At 52.6% G+C, this 22,335-nt stretch carries 29 protein-coding genes and 1 pseudogene; 14 read left to right on the forward strand and 16 right to left on the reverse strand.

Going from position 1 to position 22,335, the window contains the following annotated elements:
• The first annotated feature begins 405 nt into the window (after window positions 1–405).
• From HMPREF1534_RS0119225 to HMPREF1534_RS04695, 13 genes are all read left to right on the forward strand, one after another.
• The gene (locus HMPREF1534_RS0119225; RefSeq protein WP_074668503.1) at window positions 406–792 is read left to right on the forward strand and encodes a DUF4134 domain-containing protein; all 387 of its coding nucleotides are present in this window, start codon (window positions 406–408) and stop codon (window positions 790–792) included.
• 5 nt (window positions 793–797) lie between these two features.
• Entirely contained in the window at window positions 798–1,124 is a 327-nt protein-coding gene (locus HMPREF1534_RS04745) for a DUF4133 domain-containing protein (RefSeq protein WP_005656899.1), read from the forward strand.
• Window positions 1,121–3,655, forward strand: coding sequence for a TraG family conjugative transposon ATPase (locus HMPREF1534_RS04740; protein ID WP_005828729.1), 2,535 nt, complete (start codon window positions 1,121–1,123; stop codon window positions 3,653–3,655). The genes HMPREF1534_RS04745 and HMPREF1534_RS04740 overlap by 4 nt, the downstream gene beginning before the upstream one ends.
• The gene (locus HMPREF1534_RS04735) at window positions 3,652–4,008 is read left to right on the forward strand and encodes a DUF3876 domain-containing protein (RefSeq protein WP_005636939.1); all 357 of its coding nucleotides are present in this window, start codon (window positions 3,652–3,654) and stop codon (window positions 4,006–4,008) included. Before HMPREF1534_RS04740 ends, HMPREF1534_RS04735 begins: the two co-directional genes overlap by 4 nt.
• A complete protein-coding gene (locus HMPREF1534_RS04730; RefSeq protein ID WP_005656895.1) occupies window positions 4,005–4,634 on the forward strand; it encodes a DUF4141 domain-containing protein in 630 nt (209 codons plus the stop codon). The genes HMPREF1534_RS04735 and HMPREF1534_RS04730 overlap by 4 nt, the downstream gene beginning before the upstream one ends.
• Window positions 4,635–4,636: 2 nt before the next feature.
• On the forward strand, window positions 4,637–5,650 hold the full coding sequence (gene traJ / locus HMPREF1534_RS04725) for a conjugative transposon protein TraJ (RefSeq protein ID WP_005656893.1): 1,014 nt from the start codon (window positions 4,637–4,639) through the stop codon (window positions 5,648–5,650).
• Window positions 5,651–5,772: 122 nt separating this feature from the next.
• Window positions 5,773–6,396 (forward strand): conjugative transposon protein TraK, encoded by a 624-nt coding sequence (traK, locus tag HMPREF1534_RS04720; protein ID WP_005942832.1) that lies wholly within the window; start codon window positions 5,773–5,775, stop codon window positions 6,394–6,396.
• On the forward strand, window positions 6,393–6,692 hold the full coding sequence (locus HMPREF1534_RS19960) for a TraL conjugative transposon family protein (RefSeq protein WP_005828724.1): 300 nt from the start codon (window positions 6,393–6,395) through the stop codon (window positions 6,690–6,692). Before traK ends, HMPREF1534_RS19960 begins: the two co-directional genes overlap by 4 nt.
• A complete protein-coding gene (gene traM, locus HMPREF1534_RS04715) occupies window positions 6,643–7,950 on the forward strand; it encodes a conjugative transposon protein TraM (protein ID WP_005828723.1) in 1,308 nt (435 codons plus the stop codon). Before HMPREF1534_RS19960 ends, traM begins: the two co-directional genes overlap by 50 nt.
• Window positions 7,951–7,999: 49 nt before the next feature.
• Window positions 8,000–8,914: a conjugative transposon protein TraN gene (gene traN / locus HMPREF1534_RS04710; protein ID WP_005828721.1), complete on the forward strand. Its 915-nt coding sequence runs from the start codon at window positions 8,000–8,002 to the stop codon at window positions 8,912–8,914.
• Window positions 8,911–9,498: a conjugal transfer protein TraO gene (locus HMPREF1534_RS04705; RefSeq protein ID WP_005828719.1), complete on the forward strand. Its 588-nt coding sequence runs from the start codon at window positions 8,911–8,913 to the stop codon at window positions 9,496–9,498. Before traN ends, HMPREF1534_RS04705 begins: the two co-directional genes overlap by 4 nt.
• A gap of 21 nt (window positions 9,499–9,519) precedes the next feature.
• On the forward strand, window positions 9,520–9,981 hold the full coding sequence (locus tag HMPREF1534_RS04700; RefSeq protein WP_005828717.1) for a DUF3872 domain-containing protein: 462 nt from the start codon (window positions 9,520–9,522) through the stop codon (window positions 9,979–9,981).
• Window positions 9,978–10,457: a glycoside hydrolase family protein gene (locus HMPREF1534_RS04695; protein WP_005828716.1), complete on the forward strand. Its 480-nt coding sequence runs from the start codon at window positions 9,978–9,980 to the stop codon at window positions 10,455–10,457. Before HMPREF1534_RS04700 ends, HMPREF1534_RS04695 begins: the two co-directional genes overlap by 4 nt.
• Window positions 10,458–10,525: 68 nt before the next feature.
• Here the strand turns inward: HMPREF1534_RS04695 and HMPREF1534_RS04690 are convergent, their stop codons facing one another.
• The 7 genes from HMPREF1534_RS04690 to HMPREF1534_RS04665 all read right to left on the reverse strand — a co-directional run bounded on the left by HMPREF1534_RS04690 (window position 10,526) and on the right by HMPREF1534_RS04665 (window position 16,256).
• Window positions 10,526–11,680: a hypothetical protein gene (locus HMPREF1534_RS04690; protein ID WP_005828713.1), complete on the reverse strand. Its 1,155-nt coding sequence runs from the start codon at window positions 11,678–11,680 to the stop codon at window positions 10,526–10,528.
• A gap of 28 nt (window positions 11,681–11,708) precedes the next feature.
• Window positions 11,709–12,590, reverse strand: coding sequence for a hypothetical protein (locus tag HMPREF1534_RS0119230; RefSeq protein ID WP_005828711.1), 882 nt, complete (start codon window positions 12,588–12,590; stop codon window positions 11,709–11,711).
• 12 nt (window positions 12,591–12,602) lie between these two features.
• Window positions 12,603–13,838, reverse strand: a complete 1,236-nt coding sequence (locus HMPREF1534_RS04685) for a hypothetical protein (RefSeq protein ID WP_005636598.1) — start codon at window positions 13,836–13,838, stop codon at window positions 12,603–12,605.
• A gap of 32 nt (window positions 13,839–13,870) precedes the next feature.
• Window positions 13,871–14,611, reverse strand: a complete 741-nt coding sequence (locus tag HMPREF1534_RS04680; protein ID WP_005840917.1) for an N-6 DNA methylase — start codon at window positions 14,609–14,611, stop codon at window positions 13,871–13,873.
• Entirely contained in the window at window positions 14,598–15,419 is an 822-nt protein-coding gene (locus HMPREF1534_RS04675) for a DUF4121 family protein (RefSeq protein WP_005942842.1), read from the reverse strand. The genes HMPREF1534_RS04680 and HMPREF1534_RS04675 overlap by 14 nt, the downstream gene beginning before the upstream one ends.
• Window positions 15,406–15,684: a hypothetical protein gene (locus HMPREF1534_RS04670; protein ID WP_005636603.1), complete on the reverse strand. Its 279-nt coding sequence runs from the start codon at window positions 15,682–15,684 to the stop codon at window positions 15,406–15,408. The genes HMPREF1534_RS04675 and HMPREF1534_RS04670 overlap by 14 nt, the downstream gene beginning before the upstream one ends.
• A 281-nt stretch (window positions 15,685–15,965) precedes the next feature.
• A complete protein-coding gene (locus HMPREF1534_RS04665; RefSeq protein ID WP_005942846.1) occupies window positions 15,966–16,256 on the reverse strand; it encodes a DUF4120 family protein in 291 nt (96 codons plus the stop codon).
• A 330-nt stretch (window positions 16,257–16,586) separates the two neighbouring features.
• Here HMPREF1534_RS04665 and HMPREF1534_RS04660 point away from each other — a divergent pair, with 330 nt between their 5' ends.
• Window positions 16,587–16,931, forward strand: coding sequence for a hypothetical protein (locus HMPREF1534_RS04660; protein ID WP_005636608.1), 345 nt, complete (start codon window positions 16,587–16,589; stop codon window positions 16,929–16,931).
• 58 nt (window positions 16,932–16,989) lie between these two features.
• Here the strand turns inward: HMPREF1534_RS04660 and HMPREF1534_RS04655 are convergent, their stop codons facing one another.
• From HMPREF1534_RS04655 to HMPREF1534_RS04620, 9 genes and pseudogenes are all read right to left on the reverse strand, one after another.
• Window positions 16,990–17,700 carry a hypothetical protein gene (locus HMPREF1534_RS04655; protein WP_005840921.1) on the reverse strand — a complete coding sequence of 237 codons (711 nt, stop codon included), beginning with the start codon at window positions 17,698–17,700 and terminating at the stop codon, window positions 16,990–16,992.
• 1 nt (window position 17,701) lies between these two features.
• Window positions 17,702–18,403, reverse strand: a complete 702-nt coding sequence (locus HMPREF1534_RS04650) for a hypothetical protein (protein WP_005942850.1) — start codon at window positions 18,401–18,403, stop codon at window positions 17,702–17,704.
• Window positions 18,404–18,413: 10 nt separating this feature from the next.
• Window positions 18,414–19,433: an LPD29 domain-containing protein gene (locus HMPREF1534_RS04645; RefSeq protein WP_005942853.1), complete on the reverse strand. Its 1,020-nt coding sequence runs from the start codon at window positions 19,431–19,433 to the stop codon at window positions 18,414–18,416.
• Window positions 19,434–19,447: 14 nt separating this feature from the next.
• Complete coding sequence (locus tag HMPREF1534_RS04640; protein ID WP_005802673.1) at window positions 19,448–19,657, reverse strand: hypothetical protein; 210 nt, start codon at window positions 19,655–19,657, stop codon at window positions 19,448–19,450.
• Window positions 19,633–19,932: a hypothetical protein gene (locus HMPREF1534_RS19970; protein WP_005637786.1), complete on the reverse strand. Its 300-nt coding sequence runs from the start codon at window positions 19,930–19,932 to the stop codon at window positions 19,633–19,635. Before HMPREF1534_RS19970 ends, HMPREF1534_RS04640 begins: the two co-directional genes overlap by 25 nt.
• Entirely contained in the window at window positions 19,929–20,528 is a 600-nt protein-coding gene (locus HMPREF1534_RS04635) for a hypothetical protein (protein WP_005864584.1), read from the reverse strand. The genes HMPREF1534_RS19970 and HMPREF1534_RS04635 overlap by 4 nt, the downstream gene beginning before the upstream one ends.
• Before the next feature lie 47 nt (window positions 20,529–20,575).
• Window positions 20,576–21,073, reverse strand: a pseudogene (locus HMPREF1534_RS04630) (DUF4313 domain-containing protein).
• Between the two features lie 50 nt (window positions 21,074–21,123).
• Window positions 21,124–21,375 carry a hypothetical protein gene (locus HMPREF1534_RS04625; protein WP_005634966.1) on the reverse strand — a complete coding sequence of 84 codons (252 nt, stop codon included), beginning with the start codon at window positions 21,373–21,375 and terminating at the stop codon, window positions 21,124–21,126.
• Between the two features lie 69 nt (window positions 21,376–21,444).
• Window positions 21,445–22,332: a hypothetical protein gene (locus tag HMPREF1534_RS04620; protein ID WP_005828696.1), complete on the reverse strand. Its 888-nt coding sequence runs from the start codon at window positions 22,330–22,332 to the stop codon at window positions 21,445–21,447.
• Window positions 22,333–22,335 lie beyond the last annotated feature (3 nt).

Below are 22,335 nucleotides of genomic sequence, written 5' to 3' on the forward strand. Positions count from 1 at the left end.
TGAATATAAACAGATATATTACTTAAAAATGCCTTATCAAGGTGTGATATTGTTACTCTCTTTATACACTACTACATGATATACTATTTTTAACCTGTTTACATTGGCCATAAAACTGCGTTTGATATGCAAATATAGCTATTTTAATCCAATATCAATAATAGTCGTTTTTGACAAGAAATCAACTTTATGGAATTTGCTGGCTTTTGTATGGCAATTATATAAATGGTACAGAAAAACATGTAACCGTTTGAACAATCCATGTTTGTGCCAAAATCATCAATTAATCATGTATTATGCTTGAGGTAAGCGTCTCCGCAATGACGTAAAACAGTGTTGAAAATCTCTGTAGAGACGCGCAAAAGCACTTGTTGGATGACATCTGATGACATCTGGCGACATCTGATGACACCTCTGAATAACAGCGTATTATCCCTTTTTATCTTCGCCGTCGAATTCAAATTTATGTCTTACCCAAACGATTCGACAATGAAGAGAAGAATCCTTTTTTCAGTGATGTGCGCGGCGATTGCCGCCGGTGCTTTCGCGCAGGGCCAAGGCCAGGGCCTTGCCGGTATCAACGAGGCGACCAGCCTCATGACCTCGTATTTCGATCCCGCCACCAAACTGTGCTATGCCATCGGTGCGGTGCTCGGCCTGGTGGGCGGCATCAAGACCTACGGCAAGTTCTCCAGCGGTGATCCCGACACCTCGAAAACCGCCGCCAGCTGGTTCTTTGCCTGCATCTTTCTGATTGTAGCCGCCACCATCCTGCGTTCCTTCTTCCTCTAAGCGGTATGGAGTATTCTGTAAACAAGGGGGCGGGCAATCCCGTCGAGTTCAAGGGGCTCAAGTCACAATACCTGTTCGTCTTCGCGGGCGGTCTGGTGACGGTGCTCCTGGCGGTAGTCATCCTTTACCTGGCAGGCGTGGACCAATGGATATGCATCCCTTTCGGGACCGTATCCGGCGGTCTGCTGGCATGGGCGGTGTTCCGGCTGAACGCCCGCTACGGCGAACACGGTCTTATGAAGCTGCTGGCGGAGAAACGCCATCCGCGCTACCTGATCCACCGCAAGAGAGTTTTCAGATTATTTGCAAAAAGAAAAAAACGACAATCATGAGAAATGTATTGAAAGCGGAAACGCTGGAACGCAAGTTCCCCCTGCTCTCGGTGGAGAACGGCTGCATCGTGAGCAAGGACGCCGACCTGACCGTGGCCTTCGAGGTGGAGCTTCCCGAGCTGTACACGGTGACGGCGGAAGAGTATGAGGCCATGCACTCCACCTGGATAAAGGCCGCCAGGGTACTGCCCGAGCACAGCATCGTCTGCAAGCAGGACTGGTTCACGAAGGAGAGCTACCGTCCCCAAAACGGCGGGGAGGAACAGAGCTTCCTCTCGCGCAGCTATGAGCGGCACTTCAACGAGAGGCCGTACCTGAACCACCGCTGTTACCTGTATCTGACAAAGACCACCCGTGAGCGCAACCGCCGGCAAAGTGACTTCAGCACCCTCTGCCGGGGATTCCTGCTGCCCAGGGAGATTACCGACAAGGACATGGCGGCCCGCTTTCTGGAAGCGGTGGAGCAGTTCGAGCATATCGTGAACGACTCCGCCCATATCCGGCTGCGCCGCCTGGAAACGGAGGAGATTACCGGCACGAAGGAACATCCCGGGCTGGTGGAGAAATACCTCTCCCTCTCGATGGAGGACGGGACCGCCGTGCTGCAGGACATCTGCCTCAAGCCCGGACGGATGCGTATCGGGGACAAGCGGCTCTGCCTGCACACACTTTCGGATACGGAAGACCTGCCGGGCAAGCTCTCCACCGACATGCGCTACGAGCGTATGTCCACCGACAGGAGCGACTGCCGCCTTTCCTTCGCCGCACCCGTGGGGCTGCTGCTCTCCTGCAACCACATCTACTCGCAGTACGTGTTCATCGACAACGCGCAGGAAATCCTGCAGATGATGGAGAAGAACTCGCGCAACATGCTCTCTCTGTCACGGTACAGCCGGAGCAATGCCGTGAACCAGGAATGGACGGAGATGTATCTGGACGAGGCGCATACCAAGGGAGTGCTTCCCGTCAGATGCCACTGCAATGTCATCGCCTGGGCGGAGGATGCGGAGGAGTTCCGCCGTATCAGGAACGACACGGGCAGCCAGCTTGCCATGATGGAATGCACCCCCCGTTACAACACCGTCGACACCCCGGTGCTTTACTGGGCGGGCATTCCGGGCAATGCGGGCGACTTTCCTGCCGAAGAGTCATTCTACACGTTCCTGGAGCAGGCGGTCTGCCTCTTTGCCGGGGAGACCAATTACAGAAGTTCTCCCAGTCCGTTCGGCATCCGCATGGCGGACCGGCAGAACGGCATTCCGGTGCACGTGGACATTTCCGACCTTCCGATGAAACGGGGCATCATCACCAACCGCAACAAATTTATCCTGGGACCAAGCGGCAGCGGCAAGTCCTTTTTCACCAACCATCTGGTGCGCAACTATTACGAGCAGGGAGCGCATATCCTGCTGGTGGACACGGGCAACAGCTATCAGGGGTTGTGCCGGATGATCCACGACCGCACACGCGGCGGGGACGGCATCTACATCACGTATGAGGAGGACAATCCGATATCCTTCAACCCGTTCTACACCGATTCCGGACAGTTCGATGTGGAAAAGCGCGAGAGCATCAAGACTCTGATACTGACCTTGTGGAAACGGGAGGACGAGGCGCCGAAACGTTCGGAAGAGGTGGCGCTCTCGGGAGCGGTGAACGCCTATATCCGTAAAATTACCGGGAATCGGGAGGCAAGGCCGGACTTCAACGGCTTCTACGAGTTCGTGGACGGTGACTACCGCCGGATGATAGCGGAAAAGAAGGTACGCGAGAAGGATTTCGACATCGACGGTTTCCTGAACGTGCTGGAGCCTTTCTACAAGGGTGGCGACTACGACTTCCTGCTGAACTCCGACAGGGAACTGGACCTGACAAACAGGCGGTTCATCGTGTTCGAGCTGGACAACATCAGCGGCAACAAGGTGCTGCTGCCTGTGGTGACGCTGATCATCATGGAGACCTTCATCGCCAAGATGCGCCGTCTGAAAGGAATCCGCAAGGTAATATTGATAGAGGAGTGTTGGAAAGCCCTTATGTCCGCCAACATGAGCGGCTATATCCAATATTTGTTCAAGACCGTCCGTAAATATTTCGGTGAGGCCGTTGTGGTGACCCAGGAGGTGGACGACATCATCAGCTCCCCGATTGTGAAGGAGGCCATCATCAACAACTCCGACTGCAAGATCCTTCTGGACCAGCGGAAATACATGAACAAGTTCGAGCATATCCAGCGGCTGCTCGGCCTGACGGAGAAAGAGAAAAGCCAGATACTCTCCATCAACCAGGCGAACCATCCCGGACGTTTTTACCGTGAAGTCTGGATAGGGCTTGGCGGCACCCGTTCGGCGGTCTATGCTACGGAAGTGAGCGCGGAAGAGTATTTCACGTTCACGACGGAAGAGTCCGAGAAACTGGAAGTGCAACGGCTTGCCGAGGAGCTGGACGGCAACCTGGAACTTGCCATCCGCCGGATGGCAGAGAGAAAACGAGAGGAACAAAGACAAGTATCAACCCCAAAAAGAGAACAATGAGAAACAAATCCCTTATGAGACTGGCGGTGTGCCTGATCGGTATGGCCGCCATGGTATTGCAAGGCTGCTCGGAGAGCGGCACCGACCGTGACAAGCTCTGCGGCTCGTGGAGCAGCGTGGAAGGCAAGCCGGACGTGCTGGTATATAAGGAAGGGGAAGCCTACAAGGTGACGGTGTTCGCCCGTAGCGGAAAGATGCGCCGTCTCAGGCCTCAGACCTACCTGCTGGTTGAGGAGAACGGGAACCTGTTCATCAACACGGGGCACCGCATCGACATCTCCTACAACGAGGCCGCCGACGTGCTGACCTTCTCCCCGAACGGTGACTATGTGCGGAAGGAGGAACGCCCATGAAAGCGAAGTCACTCCTGATCGGAACGGTACTCGCCCTGTGCGGCACCGGCGCCAATGCCCAGTGGGTGGTGACCGATCCCGGCAACCTTGCCCAAAGCATCATCAACATGTCGGACAACATCGCCCATACCTCGAAAACGGCGGTCAATACGGCCGACAGCTTTGCGGAGACGGTGAAGATTTACGAGCAGGCCAAGAAGTATTACGACCAGTTAAAGGCGGTGAACGACCTGATACAGGACGCCCGCAAGGTGCGCGACATCATCCTGATGGTGGGCGACGTGTCCGACATCTATGTAACGAACTTCGGCAAGATGATGAACGACGGGAACTTCTCGCCCCGCGAGCTGGACGCCATCGCCTTCGGCTACACCCGCCTGCTGGAGGAGAGCAACGGCGTGCTGCAGGATCTCAGGCAGGTCATCAACGTGAGCACGCTCTCCATGACCGACAAGGACCGCATGGACGTGGTGGACCGCTGCTACTATGAGATGCGCCGCTACCGCAACCTGGTGAGCTATTACACGAACAAGAACATCGCCGTGAGCTATCTCCGTGCCAGAAAGAAGAACGACCTGGACCGGGTGATGCGGCTTTACGGGAATGAAACCTCCAAATACTGGTAGCCATGATGCCGTTGTCGATAGATTTTGCCAACCTGCATACCATACTGGCGACCCTGTATGACGATATGCAGCCCCTTTGCAAGGACATGATGGACGTGGGAAAGGGACTTGCCGGGCTGGGTGCCCTGTTCTATGTCGCCGTCCGCGTGTGGCAGTCGATGGCCCGTGCCGAACCGATAGATGTCTATCCCCTGCTGCGTCCCTTCGCCATCGGCATCTGCATCCTGCTTTTCCCCACGCTGGTGCTCGGCACGCTGAACACCGTGCTCAGCCCGATAGTACAGGGTACGCACAAGATGCTTGAGGGGCAGACGCTGGATATGGAACAGTACAGGGCGCAGAAGGAGGAACTGGAAAGGGAGGCCATGCTGCGCAATCCCGAAACCGCCTACCTGGTGAGCGACGAGGAATTCGACCGTCAGCTGGACGAGCTGGGCTGGTCAACCATAGATACCGCCTCCCGCCTGGGCATGTACGTGGAGGTGGGGATGTACAATCTGGAGAAGAAAATCCGTGACGCCTTCCGCAGCCTGCTGGAACTGATATTCGCGGCGGCATCGCTGCTGATAGACACCGTGAGGACCTTTTTCCTTGTCGTGCTCTCCATACTGGGACCGGTGGCGTTCGCCTTCAGCGTATGGGACGGTTTCCAGTCCACGCTCGGGCAGTGGTTCACGAGGTACATATCCGTCTACCTTTGGCTTCCGGTCAGCGACCTGTTCAGCACCCTGCTCGCCAAGCTCCAGGTGCTGATGCTCCAAAATGACATTCTGGAATTACAGAACAACCCCGACTACTCGATAGACAACTCAAATAGCGTCTATATCATATTCATGCTGATAGGGATTATCGGGTACTTCACCGTCCCGACGGTGGCGGGCTGGATCGTACAGGCGGGCGGAGCCGGAAACTTCAGCCGTAACCTGAACCGCACGGCCACGAAAGCGGGCGGTTTCGCTGCCGGGACGGGCGGTGCCGTACTGGGGAATATCGGGGGAAGGCTGCGGGGCAAATAGGCTCTATGGCAACCCGTTTCCGTGAGTCGGCAACTTGGATTACCGGGTTGGCGACTTGTCGGAAGGAGCCGCCCGGTCATACCGGAACATTTATTTATTCATTCAAACCAATCATTCGCTAAATGGAATTCAAGTCATTGACCAACATTGAGAGCAGCTTCAGGCGTATCCGGTTGATGCTGGCTGTCTTTACCGGCTGCTGTGCGCTCATTACCGGCTATGCGTTGTGGAGCTCGTACCGTTTCGCCGAGAAGCAACGGGAAAAGATCTATGTGCTGGATAAGGGCAAGTCGCTGATGCTCGCCCTCTCGCAGGATCTTTCACAGAACCGCCCCGCCGAGGCGCGGGAACACGTCCGGCGTTTTCACGAGCTGTTCTTCTCGCTCTCCCCGCAGAAGGACGCGATCGAGCACAATATAGGCCGTGCCCTGCAGCTGGTGGACAAGAGCGCCTATCACTACTATGTGGACTTTGCCGAAAAGGGATATTACAACCGGCTGATTTCGGGCAACATCAACCAGGTGGTACACGTGGACAGCGTGGTGTGCGACTTTGCCGCCTATCCCTACAAGGCGCGTACATATGCCCGGCAGCTGATCATCCGTGAGAGCAACGTGACCGAGCGAAGCCTTGTCACCTCCTGTTCGCTCCAGAATACGGGGCGTTCGGACGACAATCCCAACGGGTTCATCATCGAGCAGTTCACCATACTGGAGAACAGGGATATAAGGAGTGTGGAACGATGAGAGGGAAACCTGCCGTCTTAAAACGTGCGGACAGCCGTATCTGGCTGTTCTGCCGCCGGCTGACCGGGAAGCAGCGCATTGTCTTGACAAGTGTCGTCTCGCTTCTGTTCACGGCAGCCTGCCTGTACTCGGTTGTCTCTTCCGTGTCCCGTTTGGGGGAACGGAAGGGCGACATGAAAACCGGGCATATCCGGCCCGTCATGTTACGGCCGGAAACAACAACCATTCATTCAAACATCCAGAAACATGAAAATGGACTTTCAGAAAATCAGGGAACGGCTGGGGCTGTCGAGTGACAAGCCGCTGACTCCCGAAGAGAAGCGCCGACGCGCGAGGTATATTGTCTATCCGTTCTTCTGCCTGCTGTGCGCCGGATTTCTCCTGCTGGTATTCAGCCCGTCGGAAAAGGAGAAGGCGGAAAAGGAAAAGGGCAAGGGATTCAACGTAGAGATGCCCTCGCCGAAAGATTCGGAAATGGAGGGCGACAAGGTAAGCGCCTACGAGCAGGAAGCACTGGCTAAAAAGGAAAAATGGCGCAGGGGAACCTTCCAGGAGATGTCCAAGCTGCTCAACAAGGACAGTCAGGATACTGCCGGCCTTACCGCAGGAAAAGCCAACACGGAACTTCCGCCGGAACCGGAAACGGGGAAATCCCCCGGCTCCGTCCATTCCTCTGCGGAAGCCTACCGGAATATGAACCGCTCGCTGGGTGCTGTATATACTCGGAATGAAAACCAACAAAATGCCGATCTGCTCCGCCGTATAGAGGAACTGGAAAAAGAAAAGAGACCGGCGGAAGGACAGCCGGAAGGACAGACCCTGGAAGAAAAGATGGCACTGCTGGAAAAGTCTTACGAGCTGGCCGCCCGGTACAACGGGAAGCAACCGGATGCCCCGGCTGCCGTGAATGGCCGGAGCGACCGGAAAGACAGGACAGCCGTCCGCCCGGTGAAACAGGTACGGAATCAGGTGGTGTCATCGCTTGCACAACCTATGGGCAATGAGGATTTCATCGCCGAATTTGCGGGAGAGAGGAATACCGGTTTCCACACCCCTATAGGCAGGACACTCCCTTCCGGCAGGAATACCATCGCCGCCTGTGTACACGGCACGCAGACCGTATCGGACGGGCAGGTGTTGCGCATCCGGTTACTGGAGCCGATGGCGGTGGACGACCGGCTCATTCCCCAAGGGATGGTATTGACCGGCGGTACACGCATCCAGGGGGAGCGGATGGACATCCTTGTAGAGACGGTGGAATACAAGGGCACGCTGTTTCCTGTGGAACTGGAGGTATATGATGCCGACGGACAGCGGGGAATCCTCGTGCCGAACTCGATGGAGTATGATGCGGCGCGTGAGATAGCCGCGGGTATGGGCGCCTCAATGGGGAGCAGCATCAACATCTCGACGGATGCCGGGGCGCAGATTGCCTCGGACGTGGGCAAGGGGGTAATACAGGGCGTGTCGCAATATGTGGAAAAGAAAATGCGTGCGGTGAAAATCACCCTAAAAGCCGGACACCGGCTGTTGCTGCACTCTCCCGAAAAATGAAAAGAGAAAAGAAACCAACCATTTATTCACCAACCAATCAAGAACGCACATGAAGAAGATTCTGATGATGTTTGCCCTGATTATGGGCGCAGTGGCTGCATACGCGCAGCAAGGCAGCGGGGATTATTACGAGGGATTGAGCCGCAAGATCGGCTTCAGCCAAATGATTCCCCCGCATGGTCTGGAAATCACGTATGACAAGACTGTACATATAATTTTCCCCTCTCCCGTAAGATACGTGGATTTGGGTTCCCCCAACCTGATAGCGGGCAAGGCGGACGGTGCGGAAAACGTCATCCGTGTGAAGGCGACCCGGAAACATTTCCGCAGTGAAACCAATATGAGCGTGATAACCGAGGACGGCAACTTTTACACATTCAACGTCAAGTATGCCGACGAGCCGTTGCTGCTGAACGTGGAGATGTGCGACTTCATCCATGACGGGGAGTCGGTTAACCGTCCGAACAATGCGATGGAAATCTACTTGCAGGAACTCGCCGGGGAGTCGCCCCGTCTGGTACGGCTGATCATGAAATCCGTGTATGGGCAGGACAAACGCAAGGTCAAGCACATCGGCAGCAAGCGGTTCGGGGTTCAATACCTGCTCAAGGGGCTTTACGCACACGGCGAGCTGCTCTATTTCCATACCGAGGTGAAGAACGCCACGCACGTGCCTTTCGATGTGGACTTCGTAACTTTCAAGATTGTAGACAAGAAAATCGTGAAGCGTACCGCCATGCAGGAGCAGGTTATCTATCCGCTGCGTGCCTTCAACTATGTGACCCGTGTGGACGGGAAGAAGAACGAGCGGACGGTGTTCGCCCTGCCCAAGTTCACCATCCCCGACGGCAAGAAGCTGGTCGTGGAGATGTACGAGAAACAGGGTGGCCGCCATCAGTCGTTTGAGGTGGAGAACGAAGACCTTGTACGCGCCGAGACTGTCAATGAACTGAAAGTAAGATGAGTGCCATGAAAAGAAACTTCATCTTTATTATCCTCCTGCTTGCCCTCTTTACGGGGCAGGCGGAAGCCCAGCGCCGGCTGCCGGGGATGAAATCCGTCCGCTTTACCGCTGAAATGGCCGACGGCTTTTACAGCCGGGCAGACCGCCATGATGCGGGCTACGCCTTTTCGCTGGCTGTTGCCACTTACACAAAGAAAGGGAACCAGTGGGTGTTTGGCTGTGAGATGCTACAACGTAATAACCCTTACCGGAACACGTATGTCCCACTGTCGCAATATACAGGGGAAGGCGGTTATTATCATACAATCCTTTCCACATCCGGCAAGTCTTTCTTTCTGAACCTCGGCGCTTCCGCCTTGCTGGGCTACGAGGCCGTGAACAACGGAAACCGCCTGTTGGATGACGGAGCTTCCTTGCGCAAGTATGAGTCCTTCATCTATGGAGGCGCGGTGACACTGGAAGCGGAGGGATACCTGTCGGACAGGATAGCCCTGCTGATACGCCTGCGTGAACGTTTTGTATGGGGTGGCGCTTCCGGCCGCTGCCATTTCCAGTATGGAGCCGGAGTCAAATACATTTTCTAACCTTAAAAAGAACATATACCCATGAAAAGAAGAATCCTTGATTTTATGATGACAGCCTGTTGCATGGTATTTTCCTTTCTTGCCCTTGTCGCCTGTGACAATGAGCTGGATATCAGACAAGAATACCCGTTCACGGTGGAGTCCATGCCGGTGGCGGACGAAATCGTAAACGGTGAGACGGTGGAAATCCGTCTGGAAATCAAGCCGGAAGGAAACTTTTCCGGAACTGTCTATACGCTGAGGTATTTCCAGCCCGACGGAAAGGGCAGTCTGAAGATGGAGGACGGAACGGTACTGAAACCCAATGACCGTTATTTGCTGAACGAATGGAAATTCCGTCTTTACTATACCTCGCAGAGCGGCAAGGAATCACAGACCATAGACCTCTATTTTGAAGACAATTGGGGAAATCTGCAACAGTTGACATATGATTTCAATGGAAAGGATGCGGAGGAGGAAGACAATAATACGGAGGCCGCATGAAAAGAATACCGGTTATTATGATTTTTCTGTCACTTGTTCTGTATGGCAAGGCGGAAAATCCCCCGTCTGACAAGGATAAGGCGGTAGCCTGCATCAAGCGGTGGGAAGGCTGGCACCGGGGGAAAATGCCTTACATCGGTTACGGACACCGCCTGCTCCCCCATGAGAAGCTGACCGAGAACCTGAGTGAGGCACAGGCGGACTCACTTTTGAGATGCGACCTTGAACGGTGCCTGAACGTATTCCGTAAATATGGAAAAGACTCGCTTCTTTTAAGTCTGTTAGGCTTTAATGTAGGCTGTTACCGTCTGATCGGAAACGGCAAAATACCTAAAAGCAGACTGATTCAGAAACTGGACAGCGGCAACCGGGATATTTACAGGGAATATGTATCGTTCCGCTGTTATCGGGGGAAAGTCATTCCAGGCATAGAGAGAAGAAGAAAAGAGGAGTTTGAACTGTTCTATATACCGTAGATTGAAATTATGCAAAGCCGTGAACGGACGCTTGCCATCGCCGTTCACGGCTTTAGTCTTAGCCACTCTTAATTTACCTTTACCCGGTTCATCAGCTGCCCCGATATTTCATGCAGTTCCCGGCAGCGTTCCGGCTGCTGTTCCCTTGCAAAGGCGGTGATTCCCTGTGTCAGTTTCCAGAGCGTGGCCCCGCCTGTCACTCCGTCGTCAGGATTGTTGTTCATCAGCAGTTTTTCCACCTCGCGTCCTTCGTTTTTCAACAAGGCTCCTTTCTGCACCAGATTCTTCAGTTCCTTGTCGAAATCCACGTCAATTTCCGATGCTCCTTGAATTTCGATGGCCTTCTGCATGATGGTGTCTTTGCTGTACAGTCCTTTGGTCAGGTCGGAAACAGCCGATACGGTGGTCTGCGTGTCCAGTTCGTAGGTCTTTTGGGAGAGGGACAGGGATTCCGGCAGTCGGCCTCCAAGGTGTATCTGCCGCATGACGGACTCCCTGACCATCCCGTTCAGGCACGCCCCGTTGAGCAGGAACGACCGCATGTCCACCGATCCGTTGCCATAGTCGGATGTGGAGAAGCGTGCTCCTGCGAAGATGATGACCGTTCCGTTCTTACGGGTGGGTATCTCTATCGGAGTGGGCAGGATTGTCTCACACCATACTTTCGTGTCGTTCATATAGGCATCGGACACGACCGCCCCCTGTCCTCCCGCCTCACGGATGAAAGCGGTCAGGATATCCACCGAGTTCAGCCGACGGTAGGAGTCCGACAATACGCCCCGGACTTCCATTCCTACCGCCCGTATCAGTACCCGTGTACGCTCGGTCCATCCCGAATGCTCGTTCAGGATGGTGGCGCACAACTGTTTCTGCCAAACATCCCCGGCGGAAAGCTCGCGCAGGTATTTGGCGGGAATGCCCATCTTCTCCGAAATCTGGCTTATGGCGTTGCCGTGCAGGTTGAAGTTCCCTTCGGGCATTGCCATCTGTACCCTTCCTTCCGCTTTGAAAGAGATAACGGGGCGTTCCTTGCTACGTTGGCTTACCCCGATGGGAGCGATGAAATCCTGCGCGATCCGTCCCTCACTGAGCAGACGGTTGATGGTGTCCATGACATCCCCCTGCCTGCCTTCTATCATTCGCCGTACCTTGTTGATGACTACCTGGTTGAGTCCCTGCTGTTTCTGTACCGGTGCAGTGGCCGGCATGACTGTTGCTTCCATATTTCTTGTTTTTAAAGTCGTTGATAAATTACAATTTGTTCTTATGGCTTGTCCTGCTTGTTTTAGTAAATTCAGATCTGTACTCTTCTGACAGACGGATATAATCCTTTTCGCTATATCCGGCCGTTCCGAACAGTTCATAATATCCGGGGAAGGGTTTTCTTTCCGTTTCCGGTATATGCGTGCTGGTTTCCTTATGGCAACAGATGATGTGCCGGACAAACCGGTAGCACTTGCAAAGATCCGCCAGGATGGTGTACTCGTTGTCCGTATGAGGTTCATAATATCCGCAGGAGAGATTGACGCAGGATACTTCCAGCCCGTTCCTTTTCAATGCCGCCACATCCGTAGCCAGCCCCTGTGCAGGCTTGTAACCGTACCTCCGGGGATCTACTGCCGAAATGAACTCATTGGAGCAGAGCCTCATTCCGTTGATTTGTGTCACCATGTCCCCGTTCCCTTTCCGGTCGCACTGGATGACGAAACGGCAGTCGGAAAAGAAGGACATGTCGGCATGGCCGCTGCCTATGCATCCTATCTCCTCCTGTACGAAGAAGGCGCATTTCACCGCCTTGAAATCCTCCAGGCATTTCAGGCAGATCCAGATGCCGTTCTTGTCATCCGCGCCGATTCCGGCCATCCGTTTACGCTTGCGGTCATAGCCGACAATCATCGAGTCCGCCACAAGATGGGCTGCATAGGTGCCTGTCTTGCGCCGGTGTACCTCGTCCATGTGCGCCACGACACAGGGGTAGCTTTTCCGGTTGCCTTTGACCGCGTAGATGTTTCCGTGCCGGTCTTGCCGGAAAGGAATACCCATCCGCCTGAGTTCCCCGATGATGAACCCGGCCATCTTCCCCTCCTTGCCGGAGGGGGAGGAGATGTTGTAAAGAGCCATTAATTTTTCCATGATACTGACTTTTCAGGAGATGAACAACTTTTCGATTTGCAGGTACCGTCTGAACTCCGGTACGGGACGTCCCTTCTTGAAGAGGAAGGACGGATATTTCTTTCCCTTGTATTCCGCGGACGTGCCTTTCAGTACTTTTCCGAATACGGTGGATATATAGAACATGTCCTGACAATTCTTGCAGAATGCCGTATCCGGAAAGGAATGTATCTTTCCGCATTTGGGACATACATATTTTCTCCTGTTTGCGCGCCCTTCCGTGCTCCGGCAGGTGGCTATGCTCGTGTCGCCCTCCGTATTTCTCAGTTCCAGGTTACCGTCCGTCAGATGGAGGCTGTAGAACGTGTCGAGGTAAGGCACCCCTTTCTTGTGCCACCTGCAGGCGGGCACTTTCACCGTCAATGAAACCTGTATATTGTCTCCGGCCGCCCATTCCTGCCCCTCAATGGGATTCAGTACGGTGAAATCCGTTGTATGTGTATAATCGTTGTATCTGCGTCGCAACAGGATGCCCGCCTCCTGCGCCTGCTTGCGGATCAGTTCGGCGACGAATGCGTGTGAGGAATAGATGCGGTCCAGCAGGGAGGCGGCAATCGGTGTGTTTATTGATTTCCACAATGTTACCTCGTTCCATACGACAGCCCGTCCGAGTATGTTGTTGCTCTCGTCCCTTGCCACAAGGATTTTAGCGCCGGCGAAGTTGGTATAGAAGTCAGCGGCGTTGCGTGCCTTGTCCTCATACCGCATACAGGAACTGTGCAGGCTGGATGTGTCACTGTCGGAGATGGGGCTGTAGTTGCTTTCCAGATAGGCTTCCATGAAGTCGTTCATGCTTTCATGCAGCCTGACCGTGACTTTGCTGTCCAATGAGAGAGAACTACAGAAATAATTGATTTCGTCGGGTGAGTACTTGGGCAGGTTCTTGAACAGTTCCACAAACGTGGAGGGTTCCAGGTCTGTCCGGTTCTCCGGGAACCAGGGTGCCTGCGGGTTGTTCCGGTCCGGGAAACTGGGATGGGCCAGATCCTTGCTGCAGGCCGTGAACACGATTCGGATTTTCTTGAACGTGCCCGCTTCCGTCCGCTTGCGCTTGGTGGAGAAGCAGTTGTAGGTACCGCGTATGATCTCTTCCACCGGTACGTTCTTTTTTACTTCCGAAAGGATGTCTTTGGCTATCACACTTCCGTTTTCCGCCGCATGCACCAGGCGGGATTTCAATTCATTGCTAACATTCAGTTTCATAATCATTCGTTTTATTGTTTATAAATTCTGCCATGTTTTTATGGCAATTGTTTCTTGTCCGGCTGCATTTGGCGCAATTTCTCTTTCCGCTTTCTGAGCAGGTCAACGGACATGTTCCTGCTTGTCCGATATTCCTCCTCGCTCATCCGGCGAATGGAAGGAATGCCCGTCTGGGTCAGTGTATGGTTTACCATCCAGCCGTCCATGAAGTTTTCGGTGCAGAGGCTGTCATGGTGGATGACTTCCCCCACGCAGCCGTGAATGAGCATATTGCATATGGTCATCAGGCAACAGGTACGGTTGACATCTTCCGCGACAAGATAATTACCCAGGTGGCGTACATGATATGCCAGCAGGAGACGCCCACTTCCGCAGGTAGGGTCGTTTATCCTCTGCCCGGTCTTTTTTCCGTCCGTTTCCGTACACATTACCATCAGGTCGCAGATATGTACGGGAGTGAAGAACTGCCCTTGCGCCTGTTGTCCCTTTCTGGAACTGAGCGCCATGGAAAGGTCTCCTAACGCGTCATACCAGGATGCGGCCTCCAGCTGCTTCTGCATGAGCCGCACCCATTCCGCAAACATTTTCATGAATGCGGCATTCTGCTGCCGCTTGTACCTCCAGTCTTTCAGCGGAGGAGCGCCCGGTGAGAATCCGTGTATGACGTAACGCAGGAAATCTGTGAACACGTTCATCGGATCGTACCCGTTCAAGCCTGCAAACTCACAGATTGTCTTTTCAAGTGGCCGGACTTCTGGGGATGTCTCATAGCGTGTCATATTGTTCTGTTTTTTTATAGAAGGTTACTGTATGTCCGTTATGGTCTGTCCGTATCTTGACGGGGGAGACGCCAAGGAAAAAGAGGTGCGTTTCCGCTTTCAGCATGTTCCATTCCCATGTGGGAAGTTCCTTCCATTCCATACGGTATGCCCAGAGTATGAACAGACCGGGACGGAATCCGTTGAAAAGTTCTCCGTGCAGAATCCCGACCAGCCGCTCCAGTTCTTCCCGCGAGTAAAGGGTGAATGACTCATTCCGATAGATAAAGGCATCAGCCGGTTCAATATCCGACTGACACTCGATGATGTATCTCGTCCATTCTTTTGTGGTGTACTTTCCGTACAGAGGATCGGGTTCCGTGTATTTCCATGCCCTGACGAATGTGTGGAAGAGGACGGCACCGTTCCTGTGCCTTCCGGTATGCCCCCACATCCGGAACTGTTTGCTGCGTATGCCATCGGGAAGCAGCAATTCCGGACCGGTTATAACCCAAGGGCCTCCTTCCGTATTGTAACCGGTACACTTTTCATTTTCATGGCAGAAAGGTGTCTGTGGGAGAAGGCAAATATGGACTTCCCGGTCATCGCCCCTTTCAATGTGTGCCTGCGGATAATAGTCACCGCCACGGGTAGTATAAGTGACGACATCCCCTGCGGTCGGTAAACTGACTCTTTCCCTGTCCTCCCGCATCCTTGAAATCAGCCGGTTCACCTTCTCCACGTCGCACTCCTTTATGGAACAGGCACACCCTTCATGCCTGTTGAGCAGAGTCAGGCTTTCCAAATCATAAAAATTACCGTACTTCATATTGAGAGCGTTTTTGTTGGTACAATTTGACCTGGCGGGCAACCATATCACAGAACTTCTGTCCGTTCTCCTTCTCGCTTCTGAAATAGGCAATCATGTCCCAGAGATTCTGATTGAAGTAGCCGGTCCATTTTTCGTAGCAGTGACTTCCATAGACCTTTCCGAACGTTTCCTCGAAAAGTGCGGGAGTCAGCCCTTCATCCCCATGGTGGTTGTATTGCCACAGAGAGACAAGCAGCAGCCGGTTATAATCCAGTGTTTCCATATCCGTTCTTTTTTAAGTAAAACATCGGCCTACATGGGTAGGCATTTTTATTTCTTGGTGTCTTTCCGGCCTGTTTGCCGGGGATTGCGACAAGGCTTGGCGAAAGAAAATACCGGAGCGAAGCGAGGATGATTTTCTTTCAGCCAACCCAGCCCCTGAAAGGGGCCGCCTTGCGCAATCAGCCCGGGAAACGGCTATCTTTACAGCAAGAAATGAAAAAGCAGACCTCGGATTCTCTGTTCTGAAGTCTGCTTTTCGGTCATTGTCGAGTCTCATGTTTTTCAGGTATGTATCTGCCATCCGTGGAACGGCTGCAATGTTACGGCAAACGATCTGTCAGGTATTCCATGATAGAGCAGACCTCCCACGATACCTGTCCTTCCGTCGGGATAGCGCTGTGTAAAGCCGAACGAGTACGGGGCATGGTCGTAGTAGAGTGAGATTTCGCAGGGACAGTCAGGGTTTTCTTCCCAGCTTTTCAACCGTTCCAGACATTTTTGGAGCGAGGTGTCACCGATGGATTCGGCATAGCGCCTTACATTCTCGAAATGTTCTTCATTCAGGATTTTCATGACTTTTGTATTTTTATCTGTTAAACACGTCCGGCTCCGGGAGCCGGTATTTTTATTTCTCGCCTGCCTGACAGTCCCGTGGCCGTACCCGCAAGGTTTGGCGAAAGAAAATACCGCAGCGAAGCGAGGATGATTTTCTTTCAGCCAACCCCGCAGGGGCCTGACCTTGTACGGGTACACAGGACACGGGACTACCTTTGCAGGGTGGGAAATAAAATATGCGGTTGTTCCTTGTTGCGGGATCTTGTATGGCTTCCGGAGATAATCTTCCTGATTTGTTCGCCATTGCCGGACAAATGGTGTATTTTTGCAGTTTCTAATTTCAGGATCATGGAAAACTATATAAAGAAAGCGGCGGATGCTTTCCTTGTGGAGCGTCCGTATGGTATGCGTGTGGATTACAGGAAGAAAGGATTCGTGCTGTTTAACCGCAACCTGAACGTATTGGGCAATGCGGAGCATGCCCGTCTGGAAGAGCTGCCTCTGGAGCGGTTCAATGTGGAGGAGATTCCGTTGGATGGTGAAATTGTGGAGGAACACGCGGGATTTACCGATGTATTCTTCTATACCGATCTGACCAGCCCCTATGCCGGATATGCGCTGAATTTGCAAAAGCTCAAGGCCTATAACCGGTTTATGTTTCCGTTGGCGATGGCGCTGAACCGTAAGTTGTGAGTCCGGAAGCCGGCAACGGTAACAGCCGCATGGAGCACGCCGTTACCGCCAGGTTTTATTATTTGCCCTTTCTTGTTGTTATAAATGCAAGATAATCGCCCACGGCCTTATGGCATCCGGTAAAGTCCGGAGTCCGGAGACCTTTGATTTTCCGGTAACTGACGGTTCCGTTCCTGTCAATGCCTCTTACATGCCTGTTGAATGTCCCTTTGGTTCTGATATGGATGTCAAAACCGTCCCTTCCGGTGATTTCAAGGAACATTCCTCCCGTGATCCGTTCCCCGTCCAGGAATTTCTGTTTCTGTTCATCGAGCAGCCGCTGATATTGCTCTTCCCGCGCTCTGCGCTCTTCCGCCTCTTTCTCCTCCTGTTCCCTGCGTTTCTGTTCCTGCCTCCTTTTGTATGCCTCACGGGCTTGCACCAGGGGGGTGGTGTCAAGTCCGAGAGCCTCGAACACGCGGACGGAGATCAACCTGACAAAGGCTCCTCTTTCCGCGCCCTGAAGCGTATCCGCGATCCAGTTCCTGCAATAGGCGGCAGTTTCGTCCCTGCGGTTTTCTCCGTTGAGGAACCGGCGTGAATACTGCCCGCTGGAGAAATAAACGTTTTCAATCCGGCAGACCACATGGAAACAGTCATCGTCCTCATTCCCATATTCGTTCTTTCTAGACAGGGAGAGATATACATTCTCGGCGTACGGTTCCAGTTCCATATAAGGAGCCACGACGGTATTCCCGTCAGACCTGTACTTGAATACTTTTGCTTTCATACTATCGTTCAGTTTGTCGGTTGTTGCATATTTCATCTATAATCTCTTTCCCGCTTCTTTCACCCTTCAGGAAGGCAAGGAAGCGCCTCAAAAAGAGCCGGGCACAGTCAGTTCCCAGCTGGGAGCTTTCACCGTCTTTGGTAGCGCATACCGCAAAACGCCCCAGTCCGAAACTGTCCTGTTGCGGTACGATGTGGTAAGACAAGTCCTCGCTTGCGTTGATGTGCAACCCACGACGGAAAACATAGAAAGTTTTCGGGATTCTTCTGTCGGTATCGATTTCCATACGCTTGTAACCGTGATGTTCCAATAACCGGACCAGTTCCCTGTTTGTCGGAATTGTATGTCCGATCCAGTCCGGCCAGCTTATATTTTCTATTGTATGTCCGTAATTGTCATATAATATGTCGAACTGTTCCTGGTATTCATCGTAAAATTCCCCGTTCCCGTTGCACATTTTCTCCAAAGCGATGCCGTTTTTATGGACAAGGGCAAGGTCGCCCAGTCCGCACGCGATTTCATTGAGCAGCGTGCGTTCCTCATCCCTGTCCTTTGCCGTTCCGTAAATTCTAAGCCGGGAATACCGGTGTAGCGCCGAACGGGACGGCATATCCAGTTTTTCCCATATCCCATCGTTTCCTATAGCCTGTCTGGTGTTTTCCGGAAGTCCGTACCACCACTTGTCCAAATTGTTTGTATCCATAATTTCTGAATCAGATTGTTTTTAAATTCTGTTTTGAGTACCATGCCTGATACGCGGCGGCATACTCCTGACGTTCCCGTTCCAGGGAATTTCTCATCTCAGGGGTGTATCCGAGCAGGCGGATGTATCCTCCGTTATAGCCGGTGAGTTCGCACCTTATTCCGGCTTCCTCCAGTTTGTCGATGCGTTTTTGGGCCATTTTTGCGCTTGAATATTCCTTCGGCCAAAAATAGACTTCGCCCCGTGAGCCGAAACAGTCTTCCCCCAGAATTATTTCCCCGGCATACTTCCGGCTTTCGATGAAGCCGAAACGCGCTTTGCCCAATGCCTGGCGCATTGCCTCGTGTGCCGGACCTTCCGGATGCTTGAATATCTCCGACTTGTCTTTGCTGCCGAGTTTGGGCGGTTCCACCTTGTACGGCTGTTTGTAACTTCCGATTCCGAGCGTCAGGTAAAAGTTGGTGTGAAAATAGTCCGTCATGGGGTCGCTGTCATCGAAATTGTACGACATGATGAAATCGCAGATATTCACCATTACATCCTTTGCCCTGTCCGTCAAGGATTTGTCTGAATGGATATGATGGTGGTTGACATCGCCTTGAACTTTTCCGGACTCTTTGGTGAACGCCTCGAAATCCGCTTTCATCAACCGGATATGGATGGAGTGGCAATTCTCCCGTCTGACAGAGAACTTGTATCCCGGATAGGTCTCCTTGAGCCATGCCCGTACCAGTCCCACGATTTCAGGAGCGTGCTGCCCCTTGTAATTGCGGCCTTTCCAGCGGTATTCGTTATACACATACTTGGTGTATTCCTTTGCCGTGGCTCCCGGATAGTCATATTCATATCCGGTTGAGGTCGAGGGAATATCCGGTTTTTCTTTCCAAGCCTCAAAAAGCCTTCCAAACTCGGTGTTCACCTGTTGCATGATTGCGGTGTCACCACCCTTGTCCGGGTGGTGCTCCAATGCCAGCCGGCGGTATTCTTTCTTCAAGTCCGCCAGAGAGTGTATGTTCTGAAAATAAGTCATAGCCATAAGTTTTTTTATGCCCCTGCGAGGCGGTTGATAAAATATTCCCGGTAGTCAAGGTCAAGACCGAGGTTGAGACAGGCCGTTTCCATGTCATCTTCTCTCAGGTCGTCCGCCTCCTGCAATTCGCGCAGGTACCGGATTTCGGAGTCCAGGTATTCCTGTGCTTCCGTTTGACCGCAACCGCATGAGTTGCAGATCAGACTGATAATGTTTCCCTGCATGCTGTTTGATTTTTTATGTTTCTGTTCCTGTTTCTGAGGCCTCGTCCGTCGTATATCGAGACGGCCCGTTCCACCAAAAGCCTGCGGTTGTCTTCCGAAAGTTCCAGATAGAACCGTTCCGCCGCGCCGAATGTGCCCTTGTCTGTCGCCACGCACCATTTTTCCCAGAAATGCGGGTACATGCCGCCATACACGGTTTTGCATTCCTCCTCGCTCCAGGCGTTCCACATGTAGTAGAAGAAACTGGAGACGGTATTTTCCGCTTGATATTTCATGGTTCTTCTATTTGTGATTCTACATTGTTTGTTTCTCTCAGTTGATGCCACACAGCCTCATACATCTCATGAAGCCAGTCTATGTTCTTCGCGCCGAGTTCAAACGGGCTGTGACACTGCACCTCGTCACCGCTTTCTTTCTCTTCGGCAAGGACGGTCAGGCTGTCCGCCGTTACCCGGAGTCCTGTCACCCTGCATTCATATGGTTCTCCGTTCTTGCCAAACCATATCACCCAGACCGGATCATAATCCTCTTCCGGAAGACGAATTTCTTTCACGCAGTGAGCATGGAGCAACTGCCGTATCGCGTCGATGATGTCCCCCCGCAGTTCCTTGATCCTGCCGCTGAAATCAACGGCTTCTGACGGTAAACTTCCTTTTCCGCCTCTTTCCTGCAAGGAGAGAATCCGCGTGTCGGGATGGATACAGAAATCCCAGTCCAACACTTCATCGTCATCGCGTGTCGTGTGGATATCGCCGCCCAAAACAAGACCGCAATCGTCATTTACCATTCTTTTTGCTTCATCGCGGTCTTCTGCCGCTACCGTGTAAGTGCCCTCGAAGGAATACCTTACTCTTATGTCATATCTTTTCATGATTCTTTCCATTTGATTGTTGATACCAGATTCATTGCCCGGAAGGATTACCGGATATTCAATATTGCGCTAAAGGCATGTGGGTCAAGCCTGTAAAACGTCGGAAGGTTAAGTGTGACCATCGGGTAGCTTACTCAGCCGCTCTGACGTCTATAACCTGTATCCTCAGCCAATTTGTTAGACAGAAGGAACTCCATGGCATCAGGATTGTTGTTGATGTCCACGAATGCCCTGTCAGGCAGTGAGAATGCCGCCTTATCTTCTAAGTTGACCGTCAGGACCGTGTATATCTCATGGGTCACGGGATCTTTCAGAGACAATGCCGGCCAGCCGTTATGGTACATTTCAATCACGATTGAGAGACGGCTTTCCTGATACAGGAAAGTCTCTTCCATGGACGGATGGTCGCATTTGGCAATTTCAAAATCATCCTCCCCTTTGGTAAATGTCACCATCGGATAGGATACATCGACAAAACATTCCTCTTCCCGGTAGCAGAGATGTTCTTTTCCCTCTGAACGGATTATAGCCAATCGGGTGTTCATATTCGTAACTGGTTTTAAAATTATTGACTTGCAAGTTAATTGGCCGGCATTCACCTGCCTGTTTCTTTAAACGTGTGATTGTCACCGCCTGCGGACATTTGGGAGAGTTGCTGTCTCACCGCCTTGATTTTCCCAATCAGTTCGTCCTCCCTTCGGAATGAGGGGGTACATTTGGTACGCCTCATCCCGGCTCCCCAGGGGATGCCGCCGCATACTTTTCTCAGGCGTGCCTTTTCGCTTTCCAGGGCCGACTCCAGACGGGCCAGCCTGCGTCGCAACGATTCTTCGGTCACAGTTCTCATGATTTCATTGTTTTTTTAGTATGGTGACGGGTCGGAAAGACAGTCACCATACCGTCGTTATGTGTCACGTTATATTTTAGCTTTTTCCCTTTTGATGCCTCTCAGGACGTACAACAGGTGCAGGAACAGCTCCCTGTCGTAAATCCGGAAGAAGAACGGCTCGCCTGTTTCCCTGACCGTTCCGGTAAAAGACACGGACTCCCGGTTCACGGGATATTGGAGGAAGTTGCCGTTTGCCAGCAGGGTGTGCTTTTTCTTCATCACTTCGCCTAGGAACTTGTCCATATCGTCGTTTCCCTCATAGCCGGAGAAGTAGAGGAAATGATGACGGCGCAGGCTTCGCAGGATTTTGGCGGTTTCCAGCCTTACATCCCTGCCTGACGATTCGTCCGTTCCTCTCATCAGGTTGCAGATGAACTTCTTCTCGCCATTTATGTCAAGAAACAGATAAGGAACTATAATTATAGAGGCATGCCGTGCGTGGTCAGAGATGACCATCGGCTTTTCTTTCAGGATGTCTCCTTTGAAGGTAATGTTCCGGTAATGGTTGTCCATCTGCCGTTCCAGTTCCTTTCTTGGCGTGGTAACGGAGCGGAGTCCCGTGAAGTAGCGTCCGCCCGCCCGGAAGCAGAACCGGTAGATGTCCGCATGATAAGGCTCTCCCAGGAAAAAGAAATTCCGGGTATGGCGGATGGGGGGCAAGACATCCATGTAGTCGAAATATCTTTCTTCCGTAATCTCACTGAACGGGGCGCAGAGGGATTGCAGGTGGATGCGTATCATCTTGCGGACGGTATTTCCGGACACGGCTGTGAGGTACGGGTTCTTTTCCCTGTCCCTCAGTTCCTCCAGTGTCTCATGATGGTAGTCGCCGTGTATTCCGTCAGACATGGTGGTCACGCAGCTGCCGTCAAAACTGCGTGAATCGACTACGAATTTCAGTTTGTCGTTATTCATGGT

Source organism: Phocaeicola massiliensis B84634 = Timone 84634 = DSM 17679 = JCM 13223 (assembly GCF_000382445.1).
Classification (GTDB): Bacteria; Bacteroidota; Bacteroidia; order Bacteroidales; family Bacteroidaceae; genus Phocaeicola; species Phocaeicola massiliensis.

Bases quoted from the DNA above. Each gene is read 5' to 3' on its own strand.
- HMPREF1534_RS0119225 (WP_074668503.1), top strand. From the start codon at position 406: ATGACACCTCTGAATAACAGCGTATTATCCCTTTTTATCTTCGCCGTC.
- HMPREF1534_RS04745 (WP_005656899.1), top strand. From the start codon at position 798: ATGGAGTATTCTGTAAACAAGGGGGCGGGCAATCCCGTCGAGTTCAAG.
- HMPREF1534_RS04740 (WP_005828729.1), top strand. From the start codon at position 1,121: ATGAGAAATGTATTGAAAGCGGAAACGCTGGAACGCAAGTTCCCCCTG.
- HMPREF1534_RS04735 (WP_005636939.1), top strand. From the start codon at position 3,652: ATGAGAAACAAATCCCTTATGAGACTGGCGGTGTGCCTGATCGGTATG.
- HMPREF1534_RS04730 (WP_005656895.1), top strand. From the start codon at position 4,005: ATGAAAGCGAAGTCACTCCTGATCGGAACGGTACTCGCCCTGTGCGGC.
- traJ (WP_005656893.1), top strand. From the start codon at position 4,637: ATGATGCCGTTGTCGATAGATTTTGCCAACCTGCATACCATACTGGCG.
- traK (WP_005942832.1), top strand. From the start codon at position 5,773: ATGGAATTCAAGTCATTGACCAACATTGAGAGCAGCTTCAGGCGTATC.
- HMPREF1534_RS19960 (WP_005828724.1), top strand. From the start codon at position 6,393: ATGAGAGGGAAACCTGCCGTCTTAAAACGTGCGGACAGCCGTATCTGG.
- traM (WP_005828723.1), top strand. From the start codon at position 6,643: ATGAAAATGGACTTTCAGAAAATCAGGGAACGGCTGGGGCTGTCGAGT.
- traN (WP_005828721.1), top strand. From the start codon at position 8,000: ATGAAGAAGATTCTGATGATGTTTGCCCTGATTATGGGCGCAGTGGCT.
- HMPREF1534_RS04705 (WP_005828719.1), top strand. From the start codon at position 8,911: ATGAGTGCCATGAAAAGAAACTTCATCTTTATTATCCTCCTGCTTGCC.
- HMPREF1534_RS04700 (WP_005828717.1), top strand. From the start codon at position 9,520: ATGAAAAGAAGAATCCTTGATTTTATGATGACAGCCTGTTGCATGGTA.
- HMPREF1534_RS04695 (WP_005828716.1), top strand. From the start codon at position 9,978: ATGAAAAGAATACCGGTTATTATGATTTTTCTGTCACTTGTTCTGTAT.
- HMPREF1534_RS04690 (WP_005828713.1), bottom strand. From the start codon at position 11,680: ATGGAAGCAACAGTCATGCCGGCCACTGCACCGGTACAGAAACAGCAG.
- HMPREF1534_RS0119230 (WP_005828711.1), bottom strand. From the start codon at position 12,590: ATGGAAAAATTAATGGCTCTTTACAACATCTCCTCCCCCTCCGGCAAG.
- HMPREF1534_RS04685 (WP_005636598.1), bottom strand. From the start codon at position 13,838: ATGATTATGAAACTGAATGTTAGCAATGAATTGAAATCCCGCCTGGTG.
- HMPREF1534_RS04680 (WP_005840917.1), bottom strand. From the start codon at position 14,611: ATGACACGCTATGAGACATCCCCAGAAGTCCGGCCACTTGAAAAGACA.
- HMPREF1534_RS04675 (WP_005942842.1), bottom strand. From the start codon at position 15,419: ATGAAGTACGGTAATTTTTATGATTTGGAAAGCCTGACTCTGCTCAAC.
- HMPREF1534_RS04670 (WP_005636603.1), bottom strand. From the start codon at position 15,684: ATGGAAACACTGGATTATAACCGGCTGCTGCTTGTCTCTCTGTGGCAA.
- HMPREF1534_RS04665 (WP_005942846.1), bottom strand. From the start codon at position 16,256: ATGAAAATCCTGAATGAAGAACATTTCGAGAATGTAAGGCGCTATGCC.
- HMPREF1534_RS04660 (WP_005636608.1), top strand. From the start codon at position 16,587: ATGGAAAACTATATAAAGAAAGCGGCGGATGCTTTCCTTGTGGAGCGT.
- HMPREF1534_RS04655 (WP_005840921.1), bottom strand. From the start codon at position 17,700: ATGAAAGCAAAAGTATTCAAGTACAGGTCTGACGGGAATACCGTCGTG.
- HMPREF1534_RS04650 (WP_005942850.1), bottom strand. From the start codon at position 18,403: ATGGATACAAACAATTTGGACAAGTGGTGGTACGGACTTCCGGAAAAC.
- HMPREF1534_RS04645 (WP_005942853.1), bottom strand. From the start codon at position 19,433: ATGACTTATTTTCAGAACATACACTCTCTGGCGGACTTGAAGAAAGAA.
- HMPREF1534_RS04640 (WP_005802673.1), bottom strand. From the start codon at position 19,657: ATGCAGGGAAACATTATCAGTCTGATCTGCAACTCATGCGGTTGCGGT.
- HMPREF1534_RS19970 (WP_005637786.1), bottom strand. From the start codon at position 19,932: ATGAAATATCAAGCGGAAAATACCGTCTCCAGTTTCTTCTACTACATG.
- HMPREF1534_RS04635 (WP_005864584.1), bottom strand. From the start codon at position 20,528: ATGAAAAGATATGACATAAGAGTAAGGTATTCCTTCGAGGGCACTTAC.
- HMPREF1534_RS04625 (WP_005634966.1), bottom strand. From the start codon at position 21,375: ATGAGAACTGTGACCGAAGAATCGTTGCGACGCAGGCTGGCCCGTCTG.
- HMPREF1534_RS04620 (WP_005828696.1), bottom strand. From the start codon at position 22,332: ATGAATAACGACAAACTGAAATTCGTAGTCGATTCACGCAGTTTTGAC.